Source organism: Streptomyces sp. NPDC060205 (genome assembly GCF_042728395.1).
Lineage (GTDB): Bacteria > Actinomycetota > Actinomycetes > Streptomycetales > Streptomycetaceae > Streptomyces.
Map to the genome: position 1 here is coordinate 18,955 of NZ_JBHWZP010000095.1, position 10,732 is coordinate 29,686.

Here is a 10,732-nt window from a genome sequence, read left to right on the forward strand (position 1 = left end):
CGGCTACTTCCCGATTTCCTTGAGGGTCAGGTAGCCGTGCTTGGTCATCAACTTCTGGCCCTTGGCGGTCAGCACATAGTCGATGAACTTCTTGGCGGATCCCTCGGGCTTGCCGTCGGTGAGCAGATACAGCGGCCGTGACATGGGGTACTTGCCGGAGGCGATGTTCTCCGGAGACGCCTCGATGCCGTCCAGTGTCACCGCGGCCAGGCCGTCGCGTCCTTCGACGAAGCTGGTGGACAGCGGTGCCACGGCGCCGGGGGTGGACTCCAGCTTGTTACGGGTTTCGAGGTTGCCGCCGACGATGGCGAAGTTGCCGGACTTCGGGGGCGGCGGAGCCTTCTCGTCTCCGTAGATGTACTTGTCGAGGACTTCCCGTGTTCCTCGCCCCGGCTCCTTGTCGTAGACGAAGACGTCGAGATCCGGGCCGCCGAGTTCCGACCAGTTGGTGATCTTTCCCTCGAACAGGTCGCGTACCTGCGCGGCGGTGAGGTTCTTGACTCCGGCGTCGGCGACCTTCTTCGTGACGATGACGCCGACGGCGTCGGCACCGATCTGCGTCGATAGGAAGTCGGTGTTCGGGTTGGCGGCTTTGTCCTCCTTCGCCAGCGGCTTCGAGCTCATGGCGATGTTGATCTGGCCCGCGGCGAGCTGCGATATGCCGCCGGCCGAACCGCCCTGGGTGGCGACGGTGATGTCGAGCCCCTTGGCCTTGAGTGCCTGGGCCGCGTCGGCGGCGACCGGTGCGACGGTGGTCGACCCGCTGACCTGCAAAGCGCCGCTGCTTCCGGCCTCGCTGTCGGCGCAGCCTGCCAGGGACAGGACCGCTACGACCGAGGTGGCGAGGCAGGCGCGGCGGAGCTTCTTGTTGAACACTGTTGAGACCCTTCCTTCGTGCGTGACCGCTGTACTGGGGGCGAGACGGAGCGGGGCGTGCTGAGACGCCCCTGGGGCGGTCACTGAAGTGCCCGTCGAGGAAGGGCCGACCAAGTACGGCTTGGGCCGGTTGCGCTTGGGAGCACGTGTGGTTGCCCAGGCCGATGCGTAGAAAACAGGGATGTGTGCATGTCAGATCCTTCGGGGATGGCGGTGCCCTGAAAGAGAAGAACGCGGGACAGCAAACCCGTAGGAGGCTGCCCCGCGCAGGCTGCGTTGGATCTGGCGAGGAGGTGTCGGCGGATTCATACCCGTCAGCACCTGGACGCGAGGTGACCAGGCCTTATACGGCCCGGACCCTGACGCCCTCCTCTACGCGGCTGCGGTGAGCCACGTCGTGCCGACTGCGTCCAGGTGGACGTACAGACCGTCGGCCGCGTCACTGGTGTGCATGGAACCGCTGAGGAAGCGCCACGTGCAGTCGGCGCGTTCGGGCAGCAGCGTGCTGAGGTTGATACGGGCTTCGGTCGGGGACGGATTGTGCAGGCCCAGCACCACGCGCGAGCGGTCGGCGGGCTCGTGGAGCACACCCTCGATGACGCCGACGTCCAGCCTGTGGACGGTGGCGTCATCGGCGAAGGCGGCCGCGAGGTGGGGCTTGCCGAGACAGCCGGACAGAGCCGGAGTCCGATGCGACAAGGCCGGGATGAGTGTGGGGGTCTGGGGACTCACAGCAGGGGCCTTCCTGTCATGGCGGATCCGGATTTGTGGCCGAGCAGGTGCAGGACCGTGGGGGCGACATCAGCCAGCGTGGCCGTATCCGGCAGCGCGGGTGCGGGCGTGTCGGTGCTCGGAGGGACGATCACCAGCGGCACCGGATTGGTGGTGTGACCGCCGTAGGGGCGGCTGGTTCCGTCCGGGGCCTGCTTGGTCATGCGTTCGGCGTTGCCGTGGTCACCGACGGCAAGTACCCACCGGTGACTGTTCCCGGCTGCTTCCAGGATCTGAGCGACCGCGGCGTCGGTCGCCTCGCAGGCGTGGACGGTGGCTGCCAGGTGACCGGTGTGCCCGACCACGTCGATGTTGGCCAGATTGGCGATGACCAGGTCGACTTCCGGACGTGCGGCGGCCTCGACCACCGCCGCGGTGACGCGGTCGAGGTTCATCCCGGGACGCACGACATAGTCGGGCTTGCCGTCCCCCGTGATGCGCACGTGTTCCTCCCCGCCGCGCGCGGTCGCGTCACGGCCATTGATGTAGTAGGTGACGTGCTCGAACTTCTCGGCCTCGGCGATGCGGACCGTGCGCAGTCCGGCCGTGGCGAGTTCGTCGGCCAGGCCGCCGGAGGCATCCGCCCGCTGGACCAGGGCGGGTATGGCGGCGCGGGTGTCGTACTGGGCCAGGCTGACCATGTCCACCGAGCGGCCGGTGGCGGTCAGATGTTCGCTGAGGCGGTCGGCGAACTGCTGGATGCGGTCGCTGCGGAAGTTGAACCACAGCACCGCGTCCCCGTCGGCGATGCTCGCGTTTCCGGCGGTCGCCAGTACGGTCGCAGGGACCCACTCGTCGCCGCGTTCACTGGCGGTGACAGCCGCCTGAAAACTGTCGGCGGAGGTGCCGAGCCCGTCGGCGACCAAGGTGACTGCCTGCTCGGTCAGATCGAGGTTGCCGGCCTTGTCCATCGCGTAGCCGCGGCCGATGACGGTGGCGACCTGCCCTGCTTCGGCCCAAGCGGTCAGCTCGGTCACGCGGCTCAGGTAACTCCCGCTGGTGTGGTCGGCGACATCCCGGCCGTCTGTGATCGCGTGGATGAAGACGCGTTGCACCTGATGGGCGGCCGCGGCGGCCAGCAGTTCGCTCAGGTGCTCGACGTTGGCATGGATCTGCCCGTCCGAGCACAGCCCGATCAGATGCAGCGCGCCCGAAGAATAGGCGATCTCCCGGAGCAGGGTGTCCAACCGCGGATGTGCGCGCAGGGCGCCGGTGTCGATGGCCTGCTGGACCAGGAGGCTGTCGTAGGGAAGTGGCCGGCCGGCCCCGATGACCATGTGGCCGATCTCGGAGTTGCCGACCGTGCCGGGGAGTAGACCGACCGCGTCGCCCGAAGCCTCCGCCAGCGTGCTGTTACGGCCGGCCACCAGTTCGTCCAGGACCGGGGTGCGCGCCAGCGTCAGAGCGTTGTCGTCGGACGCGTCCGCGTGGCCCCAGCCGTCGAGGACCAGCAGAATGCCCGGGCCCGTGAACGCCGGTTCCGACGAGCTCACTTGGTGCTCGCCAGGGTGGGGTGGAGGGTGTCGAGGGTCTGCCAGAAGGTGGGGAAGGACTTCGCGACGCAGCCCGGGTCCTTGATGACGACGCCGTCGGTGCGCAGGCCGGCGATGGCGAAGGTCATGGCGATGCGGTGGTCGTCGTAGGTGTCGATGGTCGCGCCGTGCGGGGTTCCGCCGGTGATGTACATGGCGTCGGGGAGTTCCTCGACCTCGATGCCCATTTTGCGCAGTTCGGTGGTGACGGCGGCGATGCGGTCGCACTCCTTGACGCGCAGCGAGGCGATGTTGGTGATGCGGGTGGTGCCTTCGGCGTAGGCGGCGACGGCGGCCAGGGACGGTACGACGTCGGGCATGGCCTCCATGTCGATGTCGATGGCGCGCAGCGGGCCGCCGGTCAGGGTGATCTCGTCGTCGGTGACCTGGGTACGACAGCCCATCCGCTCCAGGGCGTCGACCAGGTGGACGTCGCCCTGGTGTGAGCCGGATCCGATGCCGGGGATGACGACGCGGCTGCCCAGGATGGCGGCGGCGGCCAGGAAGTAGGACATGCCGGAGGCGTCGGGCTCGACGGTGACCTCGCCGCCGCGGGCCTGCTGGCCGGCCGCGACGGTGAACGTGCGGTAGCCGTCGCGGCCGACGTGCACGCCCATCTCCTTGAGGGCGGCCAGCGTCATCTCGACGTACGGCTTGGAGACGAGATCGTCCGCGATGGTGATGTGGGTGTCGTTCTCGGCGCGCAGCGCGTTGATGATCAGGCTGGAGGTGAACTGGCTGGAGACGAGACCGTTGATGGTGGTGGCGCCGCCTTTGAAGGAGCCGCCCACGACGCGGATCGGCGGGCTGCCGTTGCCGCGGACCGCGGTGGCGTCCACGCCGAGCGGCGGCAGCGCCTGCAGCAGGTCGCCCATGGGCCGCTCCTGCATGCGGGTGTTGCCCGTGATGATCGTGGTGCCCTGGGCGTGGCCGGCCATGGAGATCAAGAAGCGCAGGGGGGTGCCGGCGCCGCCGACGAAGATGTCGTCCTTCGGGGCGCGCATGGGCTGGCCGGTGGGGGTGACGTGGATGCTGGCGGTGGCGTGGTCGACGGCGCAGGTGACGTGGCCGAACGTCTCGATGGCACGGGCGAAGTAGAGGGTGTCGTCGGACAGCAGGGCGCCTTTGATGACGGTCTCGCGGCCCGAGAGGGAGGCGATGGCCAGGTAGCGGTTGGTGTAGCTCTTGGATCCGAGGACGCTCACCGTCTCGTCGAAACCGGCCAACGTCCGGACGGTGACGGACTCGGCCTCAAGGCGCGGGTCGGGCGTGGCGGACATGCGTTGCCTCCAGCAATGGGTGACGGGTGGATGGCGCCTGTACTCGTGCGGTGGTTCAGGCCTTGACGACCCGGCAGGCGAAGCACTTGAAGGCCTGCTGGCCGGAGAGGTTGTCGTAGAAGCGGTCGTCGGGGAGCGTGTTGGCCGCCTCGTAGCGCGGGTCGTCGAAGAGGTCACCCAGCTTCTGAGCAGGGCCGAAGGTGTTGGGGACGAACACGGTGTCCGCCCTGATCCCCTCCCACAGCAGCGCCGTGCCTGTCACCGAACCGCGAGGGCTCTGGACGTGGACGTCGTCTCCGTCGGCGATACCGGAGCGGCGTGCCGTGTCGGGGTGGATCTGGATGAAGCGGATGCCGTTGAGCTGCTTGCCCGTCGGTGTCCAGTGGGTGACCTCGGCGAAGTGGACGACACTGGGTCGGCCGGTCATGCCCATCAGCGGGAAGTCACGGTGCACCGCGTCGCTCCCGGGCACTCCCAGACGCACCGGATGGGTGACGGCCTGAGGGTTGAGAGGGTTGGTGACGAACTTGCGGCTGTAGGACAGGGTCGGGTTCTTGCCGGTGACCTCGGGATGTGTGTAGAAGATCGGCAGGGCGCCGTGCCCGGTGACCGCCAGCTTCTTCTCCAGGGCCGGGGTGGTGATCTCGATCTTGCCGCTGGGCGTGAGGAAGCGTTTGCCCTGATTGGCCGGGTCCAGCGACTCGGCGGCCCGGTACCAACTGGGGTGGTCCAGGTAGAGGGTGCTCACACCCGGGTGCTCTTCGGTGGGGCACGGCCAGCGCAGGGGCTCGACGCGCTTCTGCATCCGCGTTCGGCTCATCCCGCCCATGCCGGGGGTGTGGGTGACGAAGTCGTCCCACAACTGCCGGTAGTCCAGCCACCGCTTCGGGAAGGCCGTGCGCCACTCCGCGGCGGGACGGCGGGTGTCGAGTTCAGCCATCGCGTGCGCGAGGCCGACCCAGATCTCCCAGTCCGGCCGGGACTCTCCGACCCGGTCGACGACCTGCTCCTGCCAGCGGATGGCACGGTCGTCGCGGCGCATGTAGACGCCTTCCATCTCCAGCCCGCTGCAGACCGGAAGGATGATGTCGGCGTAGTAGGCGGCCTCCTCCATGAACAGGCCGGTGTAGACATAGAAGTCGAGCTGCTCGAAGGCTTCTTTGACCTTCTTCGTGTTCGCGGAGGACACCAGCGGGTTGCCCTGGGACATCACCGCGCGCAGTCGGTAGGGGTTGGCCGTCAGGATGGATTCGGCGAAGTAGTCCGGACCGACCGGCAGAGCTTCGCGCCGTTCGGGCACCTCGACGTCCAGCGATGGCAGGTGCAGATCGCCGGGCCAGGTGTTGTGCATGAAGTTGCAGCCGCCACCGGGCTTGCCGATGTTGCCGGTCACCGCGGCGAGGAACGTCAGCACCCGGTAGGTGTCGAACGCGCCGAGTTGATGCGAGATACCGGCGTTGCAGAAGATCGCCGCCGGTTTCGCCGACGCGTACTCCACGGCCATCTCGATGATGACCTCTGCTTTGAGGCCGGTCACCTTTGCGGCCCACGCAGGGGTGTACTGGTGCTCGGCCAGATGGGCGCGCAGTTCGTCGAAGCCGACGACCCAGCGCTTGACGAACGCCTTGTCGTACAGCTCCTTCTCCACGATGTGGTGGAGCATGCCCAGCAGCAGGGCCAGGTCGGTGTGCGGCTTGGGCGCCACCCACCGGTCGGCCACGGCACCGGTCGGCGTCAGGCGCGGATCGACCACCGTCAGGGTCGCTTTGGTCTTCTCGCGGCCGCGCAGCAGGTAGTCGAAGGTCACCGGGTGTGTCTCGGCCTGGTTGGTGCCCAGGAACAGATAGTGCCGGGCCGATCCGAGGTCGTCCTTGCCCGTCGCGCCGTCGGTTCCGTACCCGTTGGTGAAGTTGCCGAGGCCGAAGGAGGTCGCCAGCGCGTTGCCGCCGGCGTCGTTGCACACCGGTCCGACGTCGGTGTTGTTGGGGCTGCCGAGCATCGCGAAGAGGCGAGCCACGAGTGATCCGGTGCCCCGGGGCAGACGGCCGGTGGTGCGGTTGGCGATCGTGTGCGCCTGCCCGGCATCGCGCAGTGCCAGGAACTTCTTGGCGATGGTGCGCAGGGCCTCTTCCCAGCTCACGGCCTCGAACTTGGAGTTCGGTGAGCCCTTCGCGCCGGAGACGCGGCGGAGCGGGCGGGTCAGCCGTTCATTGTTGTACACGAGCTGGGGCATCAGCTCGGCCTTGACGCACACCTGCCCCTGCTGGACGGGGTCGCGGTCCTCGCCACGCACGGCCAGTACCCGGCCTGCCTTGAGGTCGACGTTCAGCCGGCAGTTGGAGTTGCAGAACTGGCAGGCCGTGGCGACGGTCTTGTCCGGGGTCAGTGCGGCGGACTGGTCGGTGAAGTCTGTGCCTGGCCGACCGCCGGTGGCGGGTGACCCGCCCGCTGCGTCGGACGAGCCGGCGGCGTGTGCGGAGATCACCGGAAGGAGCACCGGTGTACCGAGACCTGCGCCACCGATGACACTGCCGCGGACGAAACCGCGCCGGGAAAGACCGTGCTGATCATGCTTCATGGAGACGTGGGGATCCTTCCGCCTGGTGTGGGGAACGAGGCGGGCATGGCGGTGCCCGGGCCGTGCGGGGGACACCGCACGGCCTTGTCACAAGCAGATGTGCGCTGTTGGTCAGGGGGTGAGCGTGGACAGGGCGTTGGTGTCGGCCTTGGCGCGTACGGCAGCCAGGAAGGCCTTGATGATCTTGTGCTCGGATCCCGGAGCCGACGAGAGCTCGGGCTGGAAGAGGCTTCCCAGGAAGAACGGGTGACCGGTGATCTCCAGGGCGCGCGGTGCGCCGTCGACGTCCCAGGCGCTGAGCTGCAGAGAGCCCTGGTTGGCGGCGTCCATGAAAGTGTCGGTCAGGCCGTAGTCACAGTGGAAGATCTCCTCCACTTCGGTGGTGCCGTAGATGCCGGCGAGCTGGGAGTTCTCCTTGACGTTCAACGGTGCCTTCTCGCCGCGGAAGGAGCACTTCAGCGGTGTGACGAGGGGCATCAGCTTCTCGGGGTCCTCGTCGACGCCGATGGCCTCAGGCAGGTGGAGCACATTCTGCGCGTGCTCGATCAGGGCGCTGAAGAAGCCGCCGCAGGTGCCCAGGAACGGGAGTTGGTTCTCCCGGGCATGGCGTACGGCGATGTGTACGCCCTTCTGGTTGAAGTACGGCGCTCCCGGCACTACCCATACGCCGTCGAAGCCGTCCAGGAAGGAGGCGTCGCTGATCTCGGTGGTCGGTATCCACTCGGTGGTCAGGTCCCACTGCTCACGCATCGCGTCGATCTTCGGGTGGGACGGCTCGTCGTGATTGCCGCGGTCTCCCACCAGGGCAAGGCGTGGCTGGGCGTGGACTGACATCGTTGTCCCCTTCAATTACAGGAAGGCTTTGAACCGTTTTCGCCAATGACGGTTCCAGCCGTGGGCGCAACCGAACGCGTGCCGTGCGCACGGTTGCGCCAGTGTGGTGTGGTGTCCGAGGTGCTGTCAGGAACGTGCCGCCACGCACGATTTCCATGACGGGAGGAATGGTGGGGTGCTACCGCCGTGTTGGCGGCGGTGTGGCTGCGAGTCGCTGCCTACCGGATGTACGCATGTCTTTCTCGGCCCCCTTGACACCCCGTGCGGAGGTCCTTCGCAGGGCCCTCCGTGCTGCTTCTCGCTCAATTTATCGATGGCGGTCAAAGTATTCGAGTGCCCCGTGGTAACTCTGGAAACGATCGCGCCATCTCTACTGCGAGGTAGGTGGTGACCTCGGATGTGGAGTGTGACCTGCCACTTGGCATTCCCATCAGCCAAGTTGCCGTGCATCACGACCGGGTTGACGGCCCTTGCCCGATGATGTCGCTTCGCGGTCGCTTCGTAGCGTTGAGTGCGTCTTGGCATGCCAGCGCTTCAAGTGGCCTGAAATGTACGTGAGTTGTGAAGCGCTGGCGGAGATGGCCGGAATCAGCGCACAAAGCCAGCCGTTATCAACAGCGTTGACTGTTGATAACGGCTGATGCTGTTTAGTCTGGCTGGGCCGGTGGTCGGCCCGCTGCCCGAACCCCCGCGGGCAGGGCCGGCCGCCGGCCGCCCCACGGGGCGCCAACCTGTTGCGTTCGAGGAGAGTAAGTGAACCGCTCCGCCGGCCATCCCCGCCGATGGCAGATCCTTAACATCCTGTGTCTGAGTCTTGTCCTCATCGGCCTGGACACCCTGATCCTGAACCTGGCGCTGCCCAGCATCCAGAAGGATCTGGACGCCACCAGCAGTCAGTTGCAGTGGATGGTCGACTCCTACGCCCTGGCCTTCGGTGGGCTGCTGCTCATGGCGGGCGGCCTGTCCGACCGGTTCGGCCGCAAAAGGCTTCTCTCCATCGGTACGGGAGCCTTCGCACTGACCAGCCTGGGCGCGGCGTTCGCTTCGAACGCCGAGATGCTGATCACCTTCCGCGCCCTCATGGGTATCTCGGCGGCGCTGATGATGCCCGCCACCCTCGCCATCATCAAGGATGTCTTCCCTCGTGAGGAACAGGGCAAGGCGATCGGCATCTGGTCGGGTGCGGCCGCGGTCGGCGTGCCGCTCGGCCCGCTCGTCAGCGGCCTGCTGCTGGAGCACTTCTGGTGGGGCTCGATGTTCCTCATCAACGTGCCTCTGGCGGCCATCGCCCTGATCGGCGGAGCCAAGCTGATTCCCGAGTCGAAGGCCGAGGGCCACCCCGGACTGGACCTCGTCGGTGCTCTGCTGTCGGTGGCCGGGCTGGTCGCCATCGTCTACGGCCTGGTCGAAGCCCCGCACAACGGCTGGGGCGACGTCATCACCCTCGGCTCGCTGTTCCTCGGCGTGGCCCTGATGGTCGGTTTCGTCGTGTGGGAGCGCAAGACCGAGCATCCGATGCTCGACGTCAGCCTGTTCCTCAACGCCCGCTACGGAGGCGGCGCCCTGGCGATCGCCGCCACGTCCTTCGGGCTCTACAGCGGCCTGTACCTGCTCACCCAGTATCTGCAGTCGGTACTCGAACTGGATCCGCTGGGCGCGGGCCTGCGCATGCTCGCCATCGGCACCATGATGGTCGGCGCCCCCCTGTCGGCGAAGCTGGTGGAGCGCACGGGCCTGAAGGCCACGGTGGTCCTGGGGCTGGTGTTGTGCGCCGCGGGCCTGGGCATCCTCGCCGGGCTCACCGTCGACGCCGAGACACAGGCGCTCATCGGACTGGCCGTGTTCGGCCTGGGCATGGGCATCGCCCTGCCGGCGGCCGTCGACGCCATCCTGGTCGTCTCCGCCGCCCGCCAGGCGGGAGCCGGGTCCGCGGTGGCGGACGTGGGCATGCAGGTCGGCGGCGCACTCGGTATCGCCATCAGCGGCAGTGTGATCACCACGCTGTACCGGGACGACCTGCCCCAGGCCGCTCAGCTGCCGGGCGAGGCCGGAGAAGCCGTACACGAGTCGCTGTCCGGCGCGTCGGCAGTCGCCCAGCAACTGGGTGGCGCTGCCGGCCAGCGTGTCCTCGACGCCGCGCAGGAGTCGTTCGTCGGAGGGTTCGCCACCACCCTGCTGATCGCCGTCGGGGTCGCTGTCGTCGGCGCCCTCGCGGCCGCGTTCATCCTGCCCAAGGCTCGTGTCGCCGATGACGACGGCACGGCACAGACCGAAGTCAGCGCCCCCAGCGGCAGTGCTGACGCCCCTGCCACCTCCTGAAGACCCGGGGAGCGACGGTGCATAGGATCGACTCCACAGCCCGGCCCGGATCTCGCACCCGGCCTGGGCCCAGGCCGGACAGCCGGCCCACGGCCGAGAGGGAGGTGGCGATGGCGCGGCCATCGAAACTGAGGGTGGCGGTCAGCGATCCCGCCCAGTGGCTCAGCGAGCGCGAGCGGGCACAGATGCTGGCGCCCAAACTGCGGGCCCTGGCGGACGAGACCCGGCTCACGCTGATCCTGTTGATCGCTCAGCGCCCGCGCACGGTCAAGGAACTGCAGGAGGCCACCGGCCTGAGCCAGACACTGGTCAGCCACCACCTGGCCCCGCTGAGGGAACAGAATCTCGTCGAGGCGATTCCCAAGGGACGCAGCAATCAGTACGTGATGTGCTGCCAGACCTTGGCCGAACCGCTGCGTATGTTCGCGAGTCTGGCTGCCATGGACCCCGAGACGGTGGCGGCCTGCCTCCAGACCGGGGCGGACGAGCCCGCGACGGCTCAAGGTGCCTGAAGCCGGGAACCGGTGACGAAGGGGGTGTTC

At 67.7% G+C, this 10,732-nt stretch carries 8 protein-coding genes; 2 read left to right on the top strand and 6 right to left on the bottom strand.

What is annotated here, in order from left to right:
* Nucleotides 1–3: 3 nt before the first annotated feature.
* The 6 genes from ACFWGJ_RS18785 to ACFWGJ_RS18810 form a co-directional block, all read right to left on the bottom strand.
* Nucleotides 4–876, bottom strand: a complete 873-nt coding sequence (locus ACFWGJ_RS18785) for a phosphate ABC transporter substrate-binding protein (RefSeq protein WP_387325599.1) — start codon at nucleotides 874–876, stop codon at nucleotides 4–6.
* Between the two features lie 372 nt (nucleotides 877–1,248).
* Nucleotides 1,249–1,608, bottom strand: a complete 360-nt coding sequence (locus ACFWGJ_RS18790; RefSeq protein ID WP_387325602.1) for a hypothetical protein — start codon at nucleotides 1,606–1,608, stop codon at nucleotides 1,249–1,251.
* A complete protein-coding gene (gene gpmI, locus ACFWGJ_RS18795) occupies nucleotides 1,605–3,140 on the bottom strand; it encodes a 2,3-bisphosphoglycerate-independent phosphoglycerate mutase (protein WP_387325605.1) in 1,536 nt (511 codons plus the stop codon). The genes ACFWGJ_RS18790 and gpmI overlap by 4 nt, the downstream gene beginning before the upstream one ends.
* A complete protein-coding gene (aroA, locus tag ACFWGJ_RS18800) occupies nucleotides 3,137–4,459 on the bottom strand; it encodes a 3-phosphoshikimate 1-carboxyvinyltransferase (protein WP_387325608.1) in 1,323 nt (440 codons plus the stop codon). Before aroA ends, gpmI begins: the two co-directional genes overlap by 4 nt.
* A gap of 55 nt (nucleotides 4,460–4,514) precedes the next feature.
* Nucleotides 4,515–7,037, bottom strand: coding sequence for a molybdopterin-dependent oxidoreductase (locus tag ACFWGJ_RS18805; protein ID WP_387325610.1), 2,523 nt, complete (start codon nucleotides 7,035–7,037; stop codon nucleotides 4,515–4,517).
* 111 nt (nucleotides 7,038–7,148) lie between these two features.
* Entirely contained in the window at nucleotides 7,149–7,871 is a 723-nt protein-coding gene (locus ACFWGJ_RS18810; protein ID WP_387325613.1) for a hypothetical protein, read from the bottom strand.
* A gap of 753 nt (nucleotides 7,872–8,624) precedes the next feature.
* Here ACFWGJ_RS18810 and ACFWGJ_RS18815 point away from each other — a divergent pair.
* Complete coding sequence (locus ACFWGJ_RS18815) at nucleotides 8,625–10,190, top strand: MFS transporter (RefSeq protein WP_387325616.1); 1,566 nt, start codon at nucleotides 8,625–8,627, stop codon at nucleotides 10,188–10,190.
* 110 nt (nucleotides 10,191–10,300) lie between these two features.
* A complete protein-coding gene (locus tag ACFWGJ_RS18820; protein ID WP_356545527.1) occupies nucleotides 10,301–10,702 on the top strand; it encodes a metalloregulator ArsR/SmtB family transcription factor in 402 nt (133 codons plus the stop codon).
* The last annotated feature ends 30 nt before the right edge of the window (nucleotides 10,703–10,732 follow it).